This is a genomic window from Nitratireductor sp. ZSWI3, assembly GCF_024655565.1.
Taxonomy (GTDB): domain Bacteria; phylum Pseudomonadota; class Alphaproteobacteria; order Rhizobiales; family Rhizobiaceae; genus Nitratireductor.
The window spans coordinates 26,469-45,886 of the sequence record NZ_JANKOF010000015.1 but is presented as its reverse complement, the minus strand read 5'-3'; the positions used below and the strand labels follow the sequence as shown (position 1 = coordinate 45,886).

The window sequence follows — 19,418 nt, the reverse complement described above, 5'->3', positions numbered from 1 at the left end:
CTTGCGTGGCGGCGCCGGTTCTGCAGGCGCCGCCATGCTGTCAATCCTGCGGCAGCGGCAGGGCGCCGTCCGTCTTGACGGCCCGCATGGAGAAATTGGAGCGGATGTCTTCCACCATCGGCAGCTCCAGCAAAACATTGCTGAGCAGCGCCTCGTAGGCGGCAAGGTCCGGCACCACCACTTCGGCGACGAAGTCCGCCGCCCCCGACACCATGTGGCACGACACCACCTGCGGTATCGCCAGCAGCGCCTTCTGCAGGGCGTCGGCGCGGGCCCGCGTGTGCCGGTCGACCCGGATCTCGGTGAAGATCGTCAGGCCGAGCGAGATCGCAGCCCGGTCGAGGACGGCGCGATAGCCCCGGATCACCCCTTCCTGTTCCAGCCGTTTCACCCGCCGCAGACAGGGCGAGGGCGACAGGCCGACCCGGTCGGCAAGCTCCACATTGCTCAGACGGCCGTCCTCCTGCAGGACGCGCAGGATGTTGCGATCTATGGCGTCGAGTGAAATTGGCATGGATAGCCTTTTCAATCTTTGAAATTGGCAGGATATGCCATAAGCCAATCATTTTAAGGTCAAATAAGCAAGGACATGCGCCGGGCTTCCGGTGAATCATGCCGGCCGCCGGAGGATGCGCCCCCGGCGCTGCCCCAGGAGAGCACCATGTCCCAGCAATTGTGGCTGACCTTCATCCTCGCCTCGTTGCCCGTGCACTTCTCGCCGGGTCCGAACAACGTGCTGGCGCTGTCGCGCTCGATGACGCACGGCTATTGGGCCGCGCATCTCGGATCGCTCGGCCGCTACCCGGCCTATCTGATGATCTTCCTCGCGGCGGGGTTCGGGCTGGGCGCGCTGCTTGCCGCCTCGCCGATGGCCTTTGCGGCGCTGAAATGGGCCGGCGCGCTCTACCTGGCCTGGATCGGCTATCGCCTGCTGCGCGCGGCGCGCACGGCCGCTCCACTGGCCCCTGCCGGTGGGCGGGAGGCGTTCAGCCTCACGAGCTTCATGCGTGGCGAGTTCTTCGTGGCGATCATGAACCCCAAGGCATTCATCTTCGCCACCGCCTTCTATGCCCAGTTCATCACGCCGGGGCAGGAGGGCTTCGCTGTCCTGTTCGCCAAGATGATCGCCGTCTCGCTGACGCTGGAATGGATCGCCGCCGGCTGCTTCTGTCTGTTCGGGGCGAAGGTGGCGGGAGCGGCCGGTCGCACCGGCCTCCTTGCCTGGATCATGCGCGGCCTCGGCGCTACGCTGATCGGCTTCGGCCTGCTGCTGGCGGCGTCCTGAGGCGGGCCGTCAGCGCCAGGCGCAATCGAGCCGCGTGAGGCCGTGGAAATGATATGTGTCGCCGTAGCGCGGAGCCTCCGAGAGGCTGATCTGCGGCAGGCGGTCGAACAGCACCTTCAGCCCCACCTGCATCTCAAGCCGCGCCAGGGGCGCACCGATGCAGAAATGGATTCCGGCGCCGAAGGAGACGTTCTTCTGGTCGGCGCGGTCCGGCCAGAAGCGGCGCGGCGCTGCAAAGGCCGCCGGATCGTTGTTGGCGGCGCCGAGCAGCAGGCCGACCTGCTCGCCCGGCTCCAGGGTGATCCCCGGCGCGATCTCCACGGCCTCATAGGCGTAGCGCGTGAACATGTGCAGCGGCGGATCGAAGCGCAGGCATTCTTCCACCGTGGCGGCGGTGCCCTCCGGCGTGGCGAAGAAGCGGCGTGGATCGCCGCCCTGCGCGAGGATGGTGGCGATGGCGTTGCCGGTCTGGTGCACCGTCGCCTCATGGCCCGCATTGAGCAGCAGGATCGCCGAGGAGACGAGTTCGTCCTCGGAAAGGCGTGCGCCGTCCTCCCGTGCGGCGATCAGCAGGCTCAGGAGATCCTCGCCGGGATCCGACCGGCGCCGGCGCGCGTGGGCGCGGATGAAGGCGGAGAACTCCGCCGCCGCCTGGTTGGCGCGGTCCTGGGTGTTCCGGTCACTGCCGTGCATGTACATCGCCACCATGCGGTGCGACCACTCCACGAGCTGCGGTCCCATCTCCGTCGGCACGCCCAGCATCTCGGTGATGATGACCAGCGGAATCGGCGTCGCATAGGCCGAGATCATCTCCGCCGCGCCGTGCCCCTGCAGGTCGTCGATCAGCGCGTTGCACAGCTTCTCGACGCGCGGCCGCAGGCGCTCGACCTGCCGTGAAACGAACGCCCGGTTGACCAGCGTCCTCAGCCGCGTGTGCACGGGCGGCTCGAGCTCCAGCATCGAGTGCGCCTCGACGGCGTCGAAGGCGGCAAGGTGGCTTCGCCCGTTGCGCGCCGCCACGCCGTCCGGCTTCTGGCGCCCGAGGCGGCGGTCGCGCAGGCTTCGGTTCACCGCATCGTAGCCCGCCAGGCACCAGAAGCCGTAGTCCTCCCAGAAGAAGGCCGGCGCCTGCGCATGCAGGAAGGCGTAGGCGCGGTAGGGGTCCTGCACGAAACCCGGCTCGTGCGGATCGAGCCTCGCGCAGCGTCGGGTCGGGTCGAACAGGAGATAGGAGGGGGGCGTCATCCGATGGGTCATGCGCGGCAGCCTATTCGCTGCGGCGTCCGCAGGCCAGACGGAGATGCGAGGCCTCGACCGAGGCTGCCTGCCGCGCGAATCAAGGCGTTCGCGCCGCCCGCTCTTGCGCGAAGGGAAGGGGGCGTCCTATCTATCCCGTTGAACGTAACGATTCTGCCGCATTGCGCGCGCCGCAGCCCCGGGCGCGCGGTTCCAAACCGAAAGGTCTCTCTTCATGCCGAATCCTGTCGATACCGCCATGAATCTGGTGCCCATGGTCGTCGAACAGACGAACCGGGGCGAGCGGGCTTACGACATCTTCTCGCGTCTTCTCAAGGAGCGCATCATCTTCATCACCGGGCCGGTCGAGGACGGCATGGCTTCGCTGATCTGCGCGCAGCTCCTCTTCCTCGAGGCGGAGAATCCGAAAAAGGAAATCGCGCTCTACATCAACTCGCCGGGCGGCGTGGTGACGTCGGGGATGGCGATCTACGACACGATGCAGTTCATCCGCCCGCCGGTCTCCACGCTGTGCATCGGCCAGGCCGCTTCCATGGGCTCGCTGCTTCTGTGCGCCGGCCACAAGGACATGCGCTTCGCCACGCCCAACGCGCGCATCATGGTGCACCAGCCTTCCGGTGGCTTCCAGGGCCAGGCCTCGGACATCGAGCGCCACGCCCAGGACATCATCAAGCTGAAGCGACGCCTGAACGAGGTCTATGTCCAGCACACCGGGCAGGACTACGAGACGATCGAAAGGACGCTCGACCGCGATCATTTCATGACCGCCGACGAGGCCCGCGATTTCGGCCTGATCGACAAGGTGTACACGTCGCGTGAAGAGCTGGAGATGCCGGCGGGTTCCTGATTCGCGGACCATTGCACACGGCCGGCCCCGCCGAAGGGGCGCAGGACGACGTCCGGTGCGGCAGATATTTGCCGCACGATGCGTCATTTCTGTCACAAATTTGTGTTTGCAGGCGGTGTGCGAACGCCTAGGTTAAGCCTATGTTGAGTTTCCACGGCCAAGTCTTTGTTGGGGGGCTTGGCATTGTTGCCGCCGTTTCGGATTTGTGTTTCGCTCCGAAACGGAAGATGGATCGCAAAAGGGCGTCATGAGGGTGCCTGATGCGCTTCAACCATCCGGCATGCCGGTGGTAGTGAAAGGACGTAAGACATGAGCAAGGTCAGCAGCGGCGGCGGAGATTCCAAGAACACGCTGTACTGTTCCTTCTGTGGCAAGAGCCAGCACGAGGTCCGCAAACTGATTGCCGGGCCGACGGTGTTCATTTGCGACGAGTGCGTCGAGCTGTGCATGGACATCATCCGCGAGGAGAACAAATCCTCGATGGTGAAGTCGCGCGACGGCGTGCCGACGCCGCAGGAAATCCTGTCGGTGCTGGACGACTACGTCATCGGCCAGCCCTATGCCAAGCGCGTGCTCTCCGTGGCCGTGCACAACCATTACAAGCGGCTGGCCCACGCTTCCAAGAGCGCCGACGTCGAGCTCGCCAAATCCAACATCCTGCTGATCGGCCCGACCGGTTGCGGCAAGACGCTGCTCGCCCAGACCCTGGCGCGCATCATCGACGTGCCCTTCACCATGGCCGACGCGACGACTCTGACCGAGGCGGGCTATGTCGGCGAGGATGTGGAGAACATCATCCTGAAGCTCCTGCAGGCGGCCGACTACAATGTGGAGCGGGCCCAGAGAGGCATCGTCTACATCGACGAGATCGACAAGATCTCGCGCAAGTCGGACAACCCGTCGATCACGCGCGACGTGTCGGGCGAGGGCGTGCAGCAGGCGCTTCTGAAGATCATGGAAGGCACGGTCGCTTCCGTGCCGCCGCAGGGTGGCCGCAAGCATCCGCAGCAGGAATTCCTGCAGGTCGACACGGCCAACATCCTGTTCATCTGCGGCGGCGCCTTCGCCGGGCTCGACAAGATCATCTCCGACCGCGGCCGCAAGACCTCGATCGGCTTCAGCGCCAACGTCGCCTCGCCGGAGGACCGCCGCACGGGCGAATTGTTCCGTCAGGTGGAGCCCGAGGATCTCTTGAAATTCGGCCTCATCCCCGAGTTCGTCGGCCGTCTGCCGGTCCTGGCGACGCTCGAGGATCTCGACGAGGCTGCGCTGGTGCAGATCCTGACCGAGCCGAAGAACGCGCTGGTGAAGCAGTATCAGCGCCTTTTCGAGATGGAGAACGTGGAACTGACCTTCCACGAGAACGCGCTCGCCGCCATCGCCCGCAAGGCGATCGAACGCAAGACCGGCGCGCGCGGCCTGCGCTCCATCATGGAGGCGATCCTGCTCGACACCATGTTCGAGCTGCCGGCGCTGGAGGGCGTTCAGGAAGTCGTCATCTCCGACGAGGTTGTCGCCGGCAACGCCCGCCCGCTTTACATCTATGCGGAGCGCGAGAAGGAAAAGGGCAACGCCAGCGCCTGACGCGTTCGCCGCCGGATGAACCGTCCGGCGGCCGCTTCTGTGCGGCGAGCCGGCTCGTTTTCATGTGGGCAGGCGCCTGTCCGGTGGATTTTGCCGGCTGATTGTTTCGGCATCGCATGCCGGCACTTGATCTCACCGACCGGCGCCTCCAACTAAGGGAGGAAAAATGGTGGGGTGGCCTCCGACCTTGCATTGCGCAAAAATGCGGATGCTTCTGGCGGATAACACTCTGGCCGTTTAGACTCTGGTCCGCGATCGGCTCTTGAGCGGTCGCGGTATGAAAGGCTGAAAAATGACGCAATCCCCCAAGACTGCCGGCGAAACGCTGTATCCTGTGTTGCCTCTCCGGGATATCGTGGTTTTCCCGCACATGATCGTTCCGCTCTTTGTCGGCCGCGACAAGTCGATCAAGGCGCTGGAAGAGGTGATGGGGGCCGAACGGCAGATCCTGCTCGCCACCCAGATGAACGCCGCCGACGACGATCCGGAGCCGAGCGGCATCTACGACGTCGGCACGCTGGCCAATGTGCTGCAGCTCCTGAAGCTGCCGGACGGCACCGTCAAGGTGCTCGTCGAGGGCACCTCGCGCGCCCGGGTGAAGAGCTTCACCGAGCGCGAGGACTTTCACGAGGCCTATGCCGAGCTGCTGCCCGAGCCCGAGGAAGACGAGGTGGAGATCGAGGCGCTGGCGCGCTCGGTGGTCTCCGACTTCGAGAACTACGTGAAGCTCAACAAGAAGATCTCGCCCGAAGTGGTGGGCACGGCGAGCCAGATCGAGGATTACTCGAAGCTGGCCGACACGGTGGCCTCGCATCTGGCGATCAAGATTCCCGAGAAGCAGGAAATGCTCGCCACGCTCTCCGTGCGTGAGCGGCTGGAAAAGGCCATGGGCTTCATGGAAGCCGAGATCTCCGTCCTGCAGGTGGAAAAGCGCATCCGCTCGCGCGTCAAGCGCCAGATGGAGAAGACGCAGCGCGAGTACTACCTCAACGAGCAGATGAAGGCGATCCAGAAGGAGCTCGGCGAGGGCGAGGACGGCCGCAACGAGGCCGCCGAGCTCGAGGAGCGCATCGCCAAGACCAAGCTCACCAAGGAAGCGCGCGAGAAGGCCGAGGCCGAGCTGAAGAAGCTCAAGACCATGTCGCCCATGTCGGCCGAGGCGACCGTCGTGCGCAACTATCTCGACTGGCTGCTTTCGCTGCCGTGGAGGAGGCCGAGCAAGGTCAAGCAGGACCTGGCCTTTGCCGAGGAGGTGCTGGACGCCGACCATTTCGGCCTCGAGAAGGTCAAGGAGCGCATCGTCGAATATCTCGCCGTGCAGAGCCGGCAGAAGAAGCTGAAGGGCCCGATCCTGTGCCTCGTCGGCCCTCCCGGCGTCGGCAAGACCTCGCTCGGCAAGTCGATCGCCAAGGCGACTGGCCGCGAATTCGTGCGCATGGCGCTCGGCGGCGTGCGCGACGAGGCCGAGATCCGCGGACACCGGCGCACCTATATCGGCTCCATGCCGGGCAAGGTGATCCAGTCCATGAAGAAGGCCAAGAAGTCCAACCCGCTCTTCCTGCTCGACGAGATCGACAAGATGGGCATGGATTTCCGCGGCGATCCGTCCTCGGCGCTGCTCGAGGTTCTGGATCCGGAGCAGAACGCCACCTTCATGGATCACTACCTCGAGGTGGAATACGACCTGTCGAGCGTGATGTTCGTCACCACGGCGAACACGCTCAACATCCCGCCGGCGCTGATGGACCGCATGGAGATCATCCGCATCGCCGGCTACACCGAGGATGAGAAGGTGGAGATCGCCAAGCGGCATCTGCTGCCCAAGGCGATCCGCGAGCATGCGCTGGAGCCCAAGGAGTTCTCGGTCAGCGATGGCGCGCTGCAGGAGATCATCCGCACCTACACGCGGGAAGCCGGCGTGCGCAACCTCGAGCGCGAGCTGATGAAGCTGGCGCGCAAGGCGGTGACGGAGATCCTGCGCAACGCCAAGAAGGATGGCGGCAAGAAGTCCGTCAAGGTGACGGAAAAGAACCTTGCCGACTATCTGGGCGTGCCGCGCTTCCGCTTCGGTCAGGCCGAGGGCGAGGATCAGGTGGGCGTCGTCACGGGCCTTGCCTGGACTGAGGTCGGCGGCGAATTGCTCACCATCGAGGGCGTGATGATGCCCGGCAAGGGCAAGATGACCGTTACCGGGAATCTGCGCGACGTGATGAAGGAATCGATCTCGGCGGCGGCGTCCTACGTCCGTTCGCGGGCCGTCGATTTCGGCATTGAGCCGCCCGTCTTCGACAAGAAGGACATCCACGTGCACGTGCCGGAAGGCGCGACGCCCAAGGATGGCCCCTCGGCGGGTGTCGCCATGGCCACGGCGATCGTCTCGATCATGACCGGCATCCCGGTTCGCAAGGACATCGCCATGACCGGCGAGATCACGCTGCGCGGACGCGTGCTGCCGATCGGCGGCCTGAAGGAGAAGCTGCTCGCGGCCCTGCGCGGCGGCATCAAGAAGGTGCTGATCCCCGAAGAGAACGCCAAGGACCTGGCCGACATTCCCGAGAACGTGAAGAACGGTCTCGAGATCGTCCCGGTCAGCCGCGTCGGCGAGGTTCTCGAACATGCGCTGACCCGCCGTCCGGAGCCCATCGAATGGGTCGAGCCGGTCGACAATGCCGCCAAGGTGGACGTCGGCGCGGAGGCCGAGGGTCAGACGGTCGCCCACTGACCTGCAGCGCCGCACGTCCGAATGGACGCACAAAGGACGCCGCAAGTTCTTGAAACTGTGCATCGGCCCGGAAATCGATTTCGATCTCCGGGCCGATGCGTCAGACCCTGCTGCAGGGGGCGTTTCGGTCTCCAGAGGCAGCGGCAGACGGGAAAACTTGAAAAGCCGGGCGCTATAGCATTTTGCAGTCAGGTGGAAACACCTGACGTCCGCATAAATGCGGAAAATCAAGAGATAGAGCGTTCTTTGTGCGTCCAAAGGGACGCACGGCGCTCCAGCGCCCGGTTTTTCTGTCGAAAACCCCGGAAAACATGGGGTTTCAGAGGTTTTTCAAGCTTTTCTTGCTTGGTCGTAACAACACTTCTCCCTAGAGTATGCCGAGCCGAGTGAGTCGCATCATTCGGCCCTTATCAGGAAGGGGTAATTACATGAACAAGAACGAGCTCGTATCCGCAGTCGCTGAAGAGGCAAACCTCTCCAAGAGCGACGCCCAGTCCGCGGTCGATGCGGTTTTCTCCGTCATCGAGGGCGAACTGAAGAAGGGTGGGGACGTGCGCCTCGTCGGCTTCGGCAACTTCTCGGTTTCGCGTCGTGAGGCCTCCACGGGCCGCAACCCGCAGACCGGTGCCACCGTCCAGATTCCGGCCCGCAACGTGCCGAAATTCTCGGCCGGCAAGGGCCTGAAGGACGCGGTCAACTGATCGCATCCGCCAAGGACTGCAAGAAAAGCCGGGTCTCAGCCCGGCTTTTCTTTTGCCTGCCGCTTGCGGGCCGGGCCGAGGGCGCCGCGCCTCGGCCATCAGACGGCGATAAGCGTCAGCGCCACAGCTCCATGCGCAGGAGCGGGTAGGGGCGGCCGTCGCCATCGCGCTCGGAGCGTCCCGTCACCCGGAAACCCATCCTGCGATAGAAGCCGAGGCCTGCTCGTTCTGCTCGTTGACGTCGAGCGTCAGCCGGCCGGCGATGCGCCGGGCGTGGCCGATCAGCCGCGATCCGTGGCCCTTTCCGCGTTCCGCAGGGTCGACGAACAGGCTGTCGACATGCGCGCCGCTGAGGCCCAGGAAGGCCAGCGGCGAATCGTCCGCATCCGCCATCACCCAGAGCGTCGCATTCGGCAGATAGGTTTCCGCGACGTCGGCCTCGATGGCGCGAAAATCCTCCTGCGAGAGGAAATCGTGTGTGGCGCGCACCGAGCGCCGCCAGATGTCGAGGAGGCTGGGAAGATCGTCTTCTCGTGCGCTGCGAATCTGGGGCACGATCGCCTCCATGCGAAACCGGCTGCGGGCGGCAAGGGGGCCGCGGCCAGGTGCCGGATCGGCTGTTGCGCGGCGAGGCGAATGGTGGGCGATGACAGGCTCGAACTGCCGACATCTTCGGTGTAAACGAAGCGCTCTACCAACTGAGCTAATCGCCCGTTCCAAGCGGTCCGTTTAGGAGGTTCGGGCTCGGATCGCAAGCAAAAATCGGTTTCGGCGGCGCCGTTTGGGACAATCGCAACAAAGTACGACAAAGCGCGATGAGCCTGCTTGACAGGCCCTCAAGAACCGCCTAATTCACCGCCCATCGACGCGTTGCTGCTTCGGCGCAACGCCTCAAGCGCGGGTGTAGCTCAGTTGGTTAGAGTGCCGGCCTGTCACGCCGGAGGTCGCGGGTTCGAGCCCCGTCACTCGCGCCACTTTTCAATCAGATAGAGAAGTGGCGATCGCGCGAAGCAGGAAGGCCGGACCGGCACTTCCGCCTCCTAATCCCCTTTTACCGACTCTACCCCAAGAACGACCTACTGGACGAGCACCGGGCGCTCGCAATTGACGCCGGTCACCCGCACATCCACCTCGCCGACCTTGACGCCGGCCAGCGCCAGGACGTTGTAGAGCAGCGCGTCGACGGGCGCGGCGACGCTCGACAGGGTCGCGGCAAGCGCCGCCTTGAACAGGGGCTCGAGGCCGAGCGACAGCGTCAGGACGCGAACGTCGAGATCGAGCTTGCCGAGCAGCGTCGCGGTGATCGAGCCGATGATGTCCTTGGTCGACACGGTCTTCACCCGGCCCTGCAGGATGTCGGAGCTGGAGAAGTTGAGGCGGCTCATCTGGAGGTTCTTGCTTTCCACATGGGCGATGCCGGTGATCTTGACGAGGCCCGCGGCGTTCACCAGCTCGGCCCGGGTCACCCGGGCCCCGGTGGAGAAGTTCGACAGCACGGATGGATCCACGTTGCCGATGGCGATTTCCAGGACCCCGGGCACGGCATCGATGGCGACGCTGCCGCCGGTGGCGGAGGAGGGGCTGCATTGGATATCGGCGATGCGCGCCTCCGCATGCGCCACCTCCACATAGAGCGGCAGGCGGATCTTGGTGCCGGCGAGCAACTGCAGCCCGCTGATCTCGATCTCGACCTTCAGGCGCGTCTGGGCGGTGCGGACCGCAGTGCCGATCGGTGCCAGGGCATGGCTCGGCGTCCCCACGGGCGGCTCTCCGATCGCCAGGTTGATCCTGATCGCCCCGAGACCGAGCAGGTTGATGCCGCTGTCGATGCTGATCTGCGTGTCGCCGTTCGACAGGGCCGCTGCGGCGGTGATCATCTCGAGCACGCCGATCTTCATCTCCCAGGGGGCGTCCGTGGCGATGGTCAGCGGTCCCTTCGGGTCGAGGTTCAGGAGCTTTTCGAGCTTGAAGGTGCTGGCGTTCTTGGAGGTGGCGGTCTCCAGCGTGCGCAGCACGGCCTGCACCGCAGGCGGCACGCCGCTCGTCAAGCGGAGCGAGGAAAGCAGCTGCGGCAAGGTCAGGTCCGTTGCCAGGATCTGGTCATAGGTCAGGGCGGTCAGGTTGAGCCGCGTCGCCAGCACCTGGAGGAACGACAGCACGTTGACGTCCGCATCAAGCAGCGCCTCGTAGTCCATCGCCTTCAGCGAGATGGTGGTGCCGAGCAGCTGGCCGAGAACGCCGTTCAGGATGCCTCCGTCGAGGCTGGCGAGGCGCGAGCCGATCGAGAAGCCGGCGAGCTTTTCCGCCGAGGCCGTCCCGACCACGCCGATTTCCGGCGCGCTGGTGAAGAGGGAGCCGAAATAGAGCACGCCCTGCTTGCGGATCATCACCTTGGCGGCGTCCGGGGACGTCGCCATCTCGACGAAACGCAGGCTGGTGGCAATCGAGGGGTCGGCGAAGTAACGGCCGCGCACGAGGCGGGCTATGCCGTTCCTGGCCTGTTCGAGATGGTCTTCCGCCGAGAGATACCGGTCGTCGAGCAGCAGCCCGTCTGAGGTCTCGACGGCGATCTTCTCGTTGTTCAGGGCGAAGAACTTGGCGACCGCCTTTTCGGCGTTCCTGATGTCCGCCGCGGCGATGATGGAGGCAAGGTCGGCCGTCTTCTGCAGCCTGCGCTGCTGCAGCGTGAGGTTTCCGTAGTCGACGCCCAGTGCGAGGCAACCGATCATCACCGGCAGGATCAGCGCGAACAGCGTGGCGACATTGGCGCGCCGGTCGCGCAGCAAGGCCCGCAGATGAGCGAGGAAGATGGAGGCCATGTCACATCCCTCCCAGCCTTATGGTCGAAAAGCCGGTGATCTCCTTGCCCGGCATCGCATAGGAATACAAAGACCAGATCGGCAGATCCCGCGCGTCGTATTTCAGCGTCACGGTGAACTGGTTCGGGTTCGTCGCGTCGTCGACCGCGGCGATCTTAAGCTTGTGCGCATCGATGAACGGATGATGCATGGTCGATTTTTCGATAAAATTCTCGGCCAGGCTTTGCCGTTCCGACTGCGACAGCCCCGCGACCGCCGCCCGGGCCGCATCCGCACTCAATTGCTGCACGGAGTGAGCGGCCCCGAGATAGATGCCGTAGGCGATCATGGAAAACACCGTCAGGAAAAAGACCGGTGCGATGATTGCGAATTCAAGCGCCGCTGCGCCGTCTGTTCGATTCAGGAATCGAAGAGAATGATTCTTTTGCACAACACATACTCCCAAGCCCTTCGGGAGGATTCGGGAGGAGGAATAAACAAAGAATAAATATCGGGATTGGCTTCTAATATAGATTTTTGCAATCTAAGATTACATACTTTCTATTCTTACAACTTCAAATTGTCTTGTCTAAACATCTTAGGAAACAACTTAAAGTTATGCAAGAGGCCACCGCCGGATTCTTGTCGGGCGAGGATTCCTTGATCTGAAGGCTGTTGAGACGATTCCGCCTCGCGGAACCACAGCCGGGAATTGAATGTCGCGAACCCCTGCCGGATACGAGCGCGTTCCGGCGGACCGTCGCTCGGTCTTTCTCCTGCGCCGAAATGTCCCGAGGATCGGGGAACGTTTTTCTCCACGCTTCCCAGTGCCCTGGTCTCTCTTGGAAATTTCATGCACGGCGGCGCGTCCTATGGAATTTCCGTTCCGGAGCGGTGTCGTGCGAGGTGAGGGCGGCGCCAAGCTTGCCGGCGAGGTCGCCCTTGTGGGTCACGTCGACATCGTCGAGACCGAGCCATGTGGCCATGCGCCGGAGCTCGCCGGCAAGCGCTTCGGCCGTGTCCTGCGGCGCGCCGGTCTCCTGGTGCGCCGCCCGGACGCTGAGACGGCGGCCGGCACGGTCGGCCTTGAGGTCCACGCGGGCGACGATCCGCTCACCGAGCAGGAAGGGCAGCACGTAATAGCCGTGGGTGCGCTTGTGGGCGGGGGTATAGATCTCGATGCGGTAGTGGAAACCGAAGATGCGCTCGGCGCGCGAGCGCTCCCAGACCACCGGATCGAACGGGGCGAGCAGGGCGGCGCGGCGGATCCTGCGTGGCATCTGCGCGTCGCGATGCAGATACGCCTGGTTTCGCCACCCCTTGATCTCGACCGGCAGCACGGCGCCCTCTTCGACGAGCTCGCCAAGGCGCGCCTTGCTGTCTGCGGGGGAGAGGCGAAAATAGTCGCGCAGGTCGCTTTCCGTGGCGACGCCCAGGGCCCGCGCGGCGATCGCCATCAGGCCGCGCTGCGCGTCCTCGACCGGCGGCGTCGGCGTGTCGACGACCGAAGGCGGAAGCACGCGTTCGGGGAGATCGTAGAGCCGCTCGAAGCTCGGCCGCCGCGAATGGGTGGTGATGCGCCCCGCCCAGAACAGCCATTCGAGGGCACGCTTCGTGTCGCTCCAGCCCCACCAGCCGCCGCTGCCCTTCTCGCCGTCGAAGGCCGAGGCGGCGAGCGGACCGCGCGCCGCGACCTCCTCATAGATGGATTCGATGAAGGTGCGCTTGGTGCGGCCGAAATGCGCCAGGCCCTTGTAGATGCCTTCGCCGGCCTCGGCCCGCTCCATGCGCCAGCGCAGCAGCGGCTGCGTCTCCACCGGCAGCAGCGAGGCCTCGTGCGCCCAATATTCGAACAGCATGCGCGGCTTGCGCGACTGGGCGCGCTCGAGCAGGTCAGTGGGGTAGGGGCCGAGCCGCGAGAACAGCGGCATCAGATGCGCGCGCGCCACCACGTTGACGGAATCGATCTGCAGCAGCCCAACACGGTCCAGCACGCGCCGTGCGTGCTTGCGCGTGACCTCCGTTTCCGGAACGCGGTCGGCAAATCCTTGTGCCCCAAGGGCGATTCGCCGCACCTCGCCGGGCGTCAGCCGTTCCTTCTGCATCATCAGATTCCGTCACTGCCAATTCTTTTCAAAAAGAGGTAAACGCCCGCCAGCCCGTCCGCCACCCATTTGCCGCCCTGGAGCGCGAGTCTCCTGACATGAAATCGGGGGCTTTACATGGGCGGCCCGTCGATTAGGTGAAGGGTGAGGGCTGTGCACAAGCCGTCGTTTGGCCAGAACCGTCGCGGATGCGCCTCACAATGCCGCATTCCCGCCAAGGTTTGACTTGCGTCGCCAAGCGCCCTGCGCTAACCCTCGCCGCGTTGCAACATGAGCCTAGCCTTGCTGCCTCGGCTGAAGGGCGCACTGAGCCGGTCTCGGGCCTCGATACGCAGCCTCGCCCGCGGCGGGCAACGGAAAGTCGGACCATGAATGAGCTTCTGAGTTCATACCTACCCATAGTCATCTTCATCGGCGTGGCGCTCATCGTGGCTCTCGCGCTGGTGGCGGCCCCTTTCCTGGTGGCCTACCGCAATCCGGACCCGGAGAAGCTGTCGGCCTATGAGTGCGGCTTCAACGCCTTCGACGATGCCCGCATGAAGTTCGACGTGCGTTTCTATCTGGTGTCGATCCTGTTCATCATCTTCGACCTGGAAGTGGCGTTCCTCTTTCCCTGGGCGGTCTCCTTCGGCCAGATCGGCTGGCTGGGCTTCTGGTCGATGATGGTGTTCCTCGCGGTGCTGACCATCGGCTTCGTCTATGAATGGAAGAAGGGAGCGCTGGAATGGGATTGAACCAAGGCACGCTCGTGGCGCCCGCGCCCAAGGGGCTGATCGATCCCCGCACCGGAAATCCGGTCGGCGCGGACGATCCGTTTTACGCAGGCGTCAACGCCGAACTCTCCGACAAGGGGTTCCTCGTCACCTCGTCCGAAGCCCTGATCACCTGGGCGCGCACCGGCTCGCTGATGTGGATGACCTTCGGTCTCGCCTGCTGCGCGGTGGAGATGATGCATGTCTCCATGCCGCGCTACGACGCCGAGCGCTTCGGCATCGCGCCGCGCGCCTCGCCGCGCCAGTCGGATGTGATGATCGTCGCCGGCACGCTCACCAACAAGATGGCGCCGGCGTTGCGCAAGGTCTACGACCAGATGCCGGAGCCGCGCTACGTCATCTCCATGGGCTCCTGCGCCAATGGCGGCGGCTACTATCACTATTCCTATTCGGTGGTGCGCGGATGCGATCGCGTCGTGCCCGTCGACATCTATGTGCCCGGCTGTCCGCCCACCGCGGAAGCGCTGCTCTACGGCATTCTTCTGTTGCAGAAGAAGATCCGGCGCACCGGCACGATCGAACGTTAGAGGCGGATGATGAGCGAAGCGCTGAAGGACCTGGCGGCCTACGTCACGGAAAAGCTCGACGCGCAGATTCAGGACGCGGTCGTCGCCTATGGCGAACTGACCTTCCTGGTCGAGCCGGGCGACATTATCGACGTGCTGACCTTCCTGAAGAGCGACGTACAGTGCCAGTTCTACGCCTTTGTCGACATTTCGGGCGTCGATTACCCGGCCCGCGACAAGCGTTTCGAGGTGGTCTACCACCTCCTGTCGCCGCGCCAGAACCAGCGCGTCCGCGTCAAGGTGTCGACGGATGAGGACGCTCCGGTCCCGTCCGTCGTCGAGGTCTTCCCGGCGGCCAACTGGTTCGAGCGCGAGATCTACGATCTCTACGGCGTGCTCTTCACCGGCCATCCGGACCTGCGCCGCATCCTCACCGACTACGGTTTCGAGGGGCACCCGCTGCGCAAGGACTTCCCGCTGACGGGCTTCGTCGAGGTTCGCTACGACGACGACGCAAAGCGCGTCGTCTACGAGCCGGTCGATCTCAGGCAGGAGTTCCGCAATTTCGATTTCCTCTCGCCCTGGGAAGGGACGGACTACGTCCTGCCGGGCGATGAGAAGGCGAAAGAGTGAATGGTGAATAGTGAATAGTGAATGGAAGAGGCCAAACCAGAGCGGGAAAAGATCCACGATTATCGTGACTTGAACGTCTGGAAGGATTCGATGGATATCGCGGTCGACATCTACACAATCACGCGCACGTTTCCGCGCGACGAAATGTTTGGGATGACTTCCCAGATGCGTCGGGCTGCGACTTCGATTCCTGCGAATATTGCTGAAGGATTTGGACGAGCGCAGAGAAAGGTGTTCGTCCAATTTTTGCGTGTTGCTCAGGGGTCGCTAAAGGAACTTGAGACGCACACTCTTCTTGCCGCACGTGTTGGTCTGCTCAACGAAGGCCAGACGCGCGGGCTTGAAGCCAGATACGAGAAGCTGGGGAAGATGCTGGTGTCGTTCATACGCTCGTTGGAGCGCGGAAGAGGTGATGCATGACCATTCACTATTCACCATTCACTATTCACCTTTCACTCCGCAATCCCGTTGCTGGAGCGCGCTTCGATGCCTGAAACCTCCGTCCGCAACTTCAACATCAATTTCGGCCCGCAGCACCCGGCCGCGCATGGCGTCCTGCGCCTGGTGCTCGAGCTCGACGGCGAGGTGGTCGAGCGTGTCGATCCGCATATCGGCCTCTTGCACCGCGGCACCGAGAAGCTGATCGAGGCCAAGACCTATCTGCAGGCGATCCCGTATTTCGACCGGCTCGACTATGTCGCGCCGATGAACCAGGAGCATGCTTTCGCGCTCGCCGTGGAGCGGCTGCTCGGCATCGACGTGCCGATCCGCGGCCAGTTGATCCGCGTGCTCTACTCCGAGATCGGCCGCATCCTGAACCATCTCCTGAACATCACCACCCAGGCGCTGGATGTCGGCGCGCTCACCCCGCCGCTGTGGGGCTTCGAGGAGCGCGAGAAGCTGATGGTGTTTTATGAGCGGGCCTGCGGCGCGCGCATGCATGCGGCCTATTTCCGGCCGGGCGGCGTACATCAGGACCTGCCCGAGAAGCTTGTCGAGGACATCGGCAACTGGATCGACCCGTTCTTCGAGACCGTCGACAATCTCGACGATCTGCTCACCGGCAACCGCATCTTCAAGCAGCGCAACGTCGATATCGGCGTGGTCAGCCTGGAGGATGCCTGGGCCTGGGGCTTCTCCGGCGTCATGGTGCGTGGCTCGGGTGCTGCCTGGGACCTGCGCAAGAGCCAGCCCTACGAATGCTATCCGGACATGGATTTCGACATTCCGATCGGCAAGAACGGCGACTGCTACGACCGCTACCTGATCCGCATGGAGGAGATGCGCCAGTCGGCCAAGATCATGCGCCAGTGCGTCGAGCGCCTTCTGGGAGCCGAGCGCACCGGTCCCGTCTCCAACATGGACGGCAAGGTCGTGCCGCCAAAGCGCGGCGAGATGAAGCGCTCGATGGAAGCGCTGATCCATCACTTCAAGCTCTACACCGAAGGCTATCACGTGCCGGAGGGAGAGGTGTATGCCGCCGTGGAGGCGCCGAAGGGCGAGTTCGGCGTCTATCTCGTTTCCGACGGCTCCAACAAGCCCTACCGCTGCAAGCTGCGCGCGCCGGGCTTTGCCCATCTCCAGGCCATGGATTTCCTGTGCCGCGGCCATCTTTTGGCCGACGTCGCCGCCGTGCTCGGCTCCCTCGACATCGTGTTTGGTGAGGTAGACAGATAAATGTCAGTCCGCCGTCTTGCAGACGAAGCCGTCCAGCCCGAAAGCTTCGCCTTCTCCCGTGCCATGGGCGCGGAGGTGAAGCGCTGGATCAAGAAATATCCCAAGGGGCGCGAGCAGTCGGCGGTGATCCCGCTGCTGATGCTGGCGCAGGAACAGGAAGGCTGGGTCACGCGGGCGGCCATCGAGCATGTCGCCGGCATGCTCGACATGCCGCTGATCCGCGTTCTGGAGGTGGCGACCTTCTACACCCAGTTCCAGCTCGCCCCCGTCGGCACCCGCGCCCATGTCCAGGTGTGCGGCACCACGCCGTGCATGCTGCGCGGGGCGGGCGATCTCATCGATCTGTGCAAGTCGAAGATCCATCCCGAGCCTTTCCATACGAATGAGGGCGGCACGCTCTCGTGGGAAGAGGTCGAGTGCCAGGGCGCCTGCGTCAACGCGCCGATGGTCATGATCTTCAAGGACACCTATGAGGACCTGACGCCGGCCCGCCTTGCCGAGATCATCGACGCCTTCGAGGCCGGCAAGGGCGGCGCGATCAAGCCGGGCCCGCAGGTCGACCGGCTCTATTCGGCGCCGATGGGCGGCCTGACCTCGCTGACCGACGAAAAGGCCGTGACCGTCAAGGGCAATGCAAGGGGCGCCGCCGCCTCGAAAGGCTCGGGCACGAAGGTGCCGCCGTCCAAGGCCGCCAAGCCGAAGACCGACGCCATCGAGACGGACGCGGCCGTCGCCTCGCCGTCTTCGATGAAGAGCAGGAGCAACGGCGAGAAGCGCGCCAGCGTCAAGCCGCCTCGGGAGAATGCCGTCGCCGCCGACCTCGTTTCCGAAGACGACGGCAAGACCACCCGGGTGCGGTCCCACAGCGGCCGCCGGACGGCGGAGCCGGCGAAGCTGCTCGACGACAAGAACCGGCCGCAGGCGGTGACCCGGCCGGCAGAGCCGGACGATCTGAAGATGATTTCGGGCGTCGGTCCGAAGATCGAGGGCATCCTGCACGATCTCGGCATCTTCACCTACGCGCAGGTCGCTTCCTGGAAGAAGGCCGAGCGCGAATGGGTCGACGGCTATCTGAAATTCCACGGCCGCATCGAACGCGAGGACTGGGTCAAGCAGGCCAAGGCGCTCGCCAAGGGCGGCGAAGCCGAATACATCAAGGTCTTCGGCAAGAAGCCGCGGTGAGGGACGTAAGCCATGCTAGCTGACAAGGACCGCATCTTTACCAACATCTATGGCCAGTTCGACCAGTCGCTCAAGGGCGCCATGGCGCGCGGCCACTGGGACAACACCAAGGGGCTGCTCGACAAGGGGCGCGACTGGATCATCAACGAGATGAAGGCGTCGGGTCTGCGCGGCCGCGGCGGCGCCGGCTTCCCGACCGGCCTCAAATGGTCCTTCATGCCGAAGGAGCCGGGTGAGCGGCCGCATTACCTCGTCGTCAACGCGGACGAGTCCGAGCCCGGCACCTGCAAGGACCGCGACATCATGCGCCATGATCCGCACACGCTGGTCGAGGGCTGCCTGATCGCCGGCTTTGCCATGGGCGCCCACGCGGCCTACATCTATGTGCGCGGCGAGTTCATCCGCGAGCGCGAGGCGCTGCAGCGCGCCATTGATGAGGCTTACGAAGCAGGCCTGCTCGGCAGGAACAACAAGAACGGCTGGGACATGGACGTCTTCGTCCATCACGGCGCCGGCGCCTATATCTGCGGCGAGGAAACCGCGCTTCTGGAAAGCCTTGAGGGCAAGAAGGGCCAGCCGCGCCTGAAGCCGCCGTTCCCGGCCAATGTCGGCCTCTACGGCTGCCCGACCACGGTGAACAACGTCGAATCCATCGCGGTCGCGCCGACGATCCTGCGGCGCGGCGCCTCATGGTTCTCGTCCTTCGGCCGCGACAACAACAAGGGCACCAAGCTCTTCTGCATCTCCGGTCACGTGGAAAACCCGTGCACGGTGGAGGAGGAGATGTCGATTCCCTTCCGCGAGCTGATCGAGCGCCATTGCGGCGGCATCCGCGGCGGCTGGGACAATCTCCTCGCCGTCATTCCCGGCGGCTCCTCGGTGCCGCTGGTGCCGGCACATGAGATCATGGACACGCCGATGGATTTCGACGCGCTGCGCGAGTTGAAATCGGGCCTAGGCACCGCCGCCGTGATCGTCATGGACAAGTCCACCGACATCGTGAAGGCGATCGCGCGCCTGTCGTATTTCTACAAGCACGAGAGCTGCGGCCAGTGCACGCCGTGCCGCGAGGGAACCGGCTGGATGTGGCGCGTCATGGAGCGTCTGGTCGTCGGCCAGGCGCAGAAGCACGAGATCGACATGCTGCTCGACGTGACCAAGCAGGTGGAAGGCCACACGATCTGCGCCCTTGGCGATGCGGCCGCCTGGCCGATCCAGGGCCTGGTGCGCCATTTCCGCCCGGAGATCGAGCGGCGCATCGACGAATTCACCCGCAACGCCCACCAGGCCCGGCCGGTGCTGGTGGCGGCGGAGTAAGAATGAAGTTTGCTCCGGATGGGGCGAGAGG

18 protein-coding genes and 2 tRNA genes are annotated in these 19,418 nt (G+C 64.2%); 13 read left to right on the top strand and 7 right to left on the bottom strand.

Features of this window, described 5'->3' with window-relative positions; genetic code table 11:
* Positions 1-40: 40 nt before the first annotated feature.
* Complete coding sequence (locus NUU27_RS07505) at positions 41-562, bottom strand: Lrp/AsnC family transcriptional regulator (RefSeq protein WP_374565994.1); 522 nt, start codon at positions 560-562, stop codon at positions 41-43.
* 99 nt (positions 563-661) lie between these two features.
* Here NUU27_RS07505 and NUU27_RS07500 point away from each other — a divergent pair, with 99 nt between their 5' ends.
* Entirely contained in the window at positions 662-1,285 is a 624-nt protein-coding gene (locus NUU27_RS07500) for a LysE family translocator (RefSeq protein ID WP_257761461.1), read from the top strand.
* Between the two features lie 9 nt (positions 1,286-1,294).
* Here the strand turns inward: NUU27_RS07500 and NUU27_RS07495 are convergent, their stop codons facing one another.
* Entirely contained in the window at positions 1,295-2,542 is a 1,248-nt protein-coding gene (locus NUU27_RS07495; protein WP_257761460.1) for a cytochrome P450, read from the bottom strand.
* A 214-nt stretch (positions 2,543-2,756) separates the two neighbouring features.
* Between NUU27_RS07495 and NUU27_RS07490 the strand changes: the two genes are divergently transcribed.
* The 4 genes from NUU27_RS07490 to hupB all read left to right on the top strand — a co-directional run bounded on the left by NUU27_RS07490 (position 2,757) and on the right by hupB (position 8,396).
* Positions 2,757-3,389, top strand: a complete 633-nt coding sequence (locus tag NUU27_RS07490; protein ID WP_257761459.1) for an ATP-dependent Clp protease proteolytic subunit — start codon at positions 2,757-2,759, stop codon at positions 3,387-3,389.
* 309 nt (positions 3,390-3,698) lie between these two features.
* Positions 3,699-4,973: an ATP-dependent Clp protease ATP-binding subunit ClpX gene (gene clpX, locus NUU27_RS07485; protein WP_257761458.1), complete on the top strand. Its 1,275-nt coding sequence runs from the start codon at positions 3,699-3,701 to the stop codon at positions 4,971-4,973.
* A 292-nt stretch (positions 4,974-5,265) separates the two neighbouring features.
* Complete coding sequence (gene lon / locus NUU27_RS07480) at positions 5,266-7,695, top strand: endopeptidase La (protein ID WP_257761457.1); 2,430 nt, start codon at positions 5,266-5,268, stop codon at positions 7,693-7,695.
* A 428-nt stretch (positions 7,696-8,123) separates the two neighbouring features.
* Positions 8,124-8,396 (top strand): DNA-binding protein HupB, encoded by a 273-nt coding sequence (hupB, locus tag NUU27_RS07475; protein ID WP_257761456.1) that lies wholly within the window; start codon positions 8,124-8,126, stop codon positions 8,394-8,396.
* Between the two features lie 183 nt (positions 8,397-8,579).
* On the opposite strand, the gene NUU27_RS07470 is transcribed toward hupB, so the two are convergent.
* Together NUU27_RS07470 and NUU27_RS07465 are read right to left on the bottom strand one after the other, a co-directional pair.
* Positions 8,580-8,951, bottom strand: coding sequence for a GNAT family N-acetyltransferase (locus tag NUU27_RS07470; RefSeq protein ID WP_257761455.1), 372 nt, complete (start codon positions 8,949-8,951; stop codon positions 8,580-8,582).
* A gap of 82 nt (positions 8,952-9,033) precedes the next feature.
* Positions 9,034-9,109: transfer RNA gene (locus NUU27_RS07465), tRNA-Val, on the bottom strand.
* A gap of 184 nt (positions 9,110-9,293) precedes the next feature.
* On the opposite strand from NUU27_RS07465, the gene NUU27_RS07460 reads away from it, so the two are divergent.
* A tRNA-Asp gene (locus NUU27_RS07460) sits at positions 9,294-9,370 on the top strand.
* A 102-nt stretch (positions 9,371-9,472) separates the two neighbouring features.
* On the opposite strand, the gene NUU27_RS07455 is transcribed toward NUU27_RS07460, so the two are convergent.
* The 3 genes from NUU27_RS07455 to NUU27_RS07445 form a co-directional block, all read right to left on the bottom strand.
* Positions 9,473-11,215, bottom strand: a complete 1,743-nt coding sequence (locus NUU27_RS07455; protein ID WP_257761454.1) for a pilus assembly protein TadG-related protein — start codon at positions 11,213-11,215, stop codon at positions 9,473-9,475.
* Position 11,216: 1 nt separating this feature from the next.
* Positions 11,217-11,645, bottom strand: a complete 429-nt coding sequence (locus NUU27_RS07450; RefSeq protein ID WP_257761453.1) for a TadE/TadG family type IV pilus assembly protein — start codon at positions 11,643-11,645, stop codon at positions 11,217-11,219.
* A 400-nt stretch (positions 11,646-12,045) separates the two neighbouring features.
* Positions 12,046-13,302 (bottom strand): winged helix-turn-helix domain-containing protein, encoded by a 1,257-nt coding sequence (locus NUU27_RS07445; RefSeq protein ID WP_257761452.1) that lies wholly within the window; start codon positions 13,300-13,302, stop codon positions 12,046-12,048.
* A 365-nt stretch (positions 13,303-13,667) separates the two neighbouring features.
* Here NUU27_RS07445 and NUU27_RS07440 point away from each other — a divergent pair, with 365 nt between their 5' ends.
* The 7 genes from NUU27_RS07440 to nuoF all read left to right on the top strand — a co-directional run bounded on the left by NUU27_RS07440 (position 13,668) and on the right by nuoF (position 19,387).
* Complete coding sequence (locus NUU27_RS07440) at positions 13,668-14,033, top strand: NADH-quinone oxidoreductase subunit A (protein WP_257761451.1); 366 nt, start codon at positions 13,668-13,670, stop codon at positions 14,031-14,033.
* Positions 14,024-14,599 carry an NADH-quinone oxidoreductase subunit B family protein gene (locus NUU27_RS07435; RefSeq protein WP_257761450.1) on the top strand — a complete coding sequence of 192 codons (576 nt, stop codon included), beginning with the start codon at positions 14,024-14,026 and terminating at the stop codon, positions 14,597-14,599. Before NUU27_RS07440 ends, NUU27_RS07435 begins: the two co-directional genes overlap by 10 nt.
* Positions 14,600-14,608: 9 nt before the next feature.
* A complete protein-coding gene (locus NUU27_RS07430; RefSeq protein WP_257761449.1) occupies positions 14,609-15,211 on the top strand; it encodes an NADH-quinone oxidoreductase subunit C in 603 nt (200 codons plus the stop codon).
* Positions 15,212-15,232: 21 nt separating this feature from the next.
* A complete protein-coding gene (locus tag NUU27_RS07425) occupies positions 15,233-15,631 on the top strand; it encodes a four helix bundle protein (protein WP_257761448.1) in 399 nt (132 codons plus the stop codon).
* A 66-nt stretch (positions 15,632-15,697) separates the two neighbouring features.
* The gene (locus NUU27_RS07420; protein WP_257761447.1) at positions 15,698-16,888 is read left to right on the top strand and encodes an NADH-quinone oxidoreductase subunit D; all 1,191 of its coding nucleotides are present in this window, start codon (positions 15,698-15,700) and stop codon (positions 16,886-16,888) included.
* Positions 16,889-18,070 (top strand): NADH-quinone oxidoreductase subunit E, encoded by a 1,182-nt coding sequence (locus NUU27_RS07415; RefSeq protein ID WP_257761446.1) that lies wholly within the window; start codon positions 16,889-16,891, stop codon positions 18,068-18,070.
* Between the two features lie 12 nt (positions 18,071-18,082).
* On the top strand, positions 18,083-19,387 hold the full coding sequence (nuoF, locus tag NUU27_RS07410) for an NADH-quinone oxidoreductase subunit NuoF (protein WP_257761445.1): 1,305 nt from the start codon (positions 18,083-18,085) through the stop codon (positions 19,385-19,387).
* The last annotated feature ends 31 nt before the right edge of the window (positions 19,388-19,418 follow it).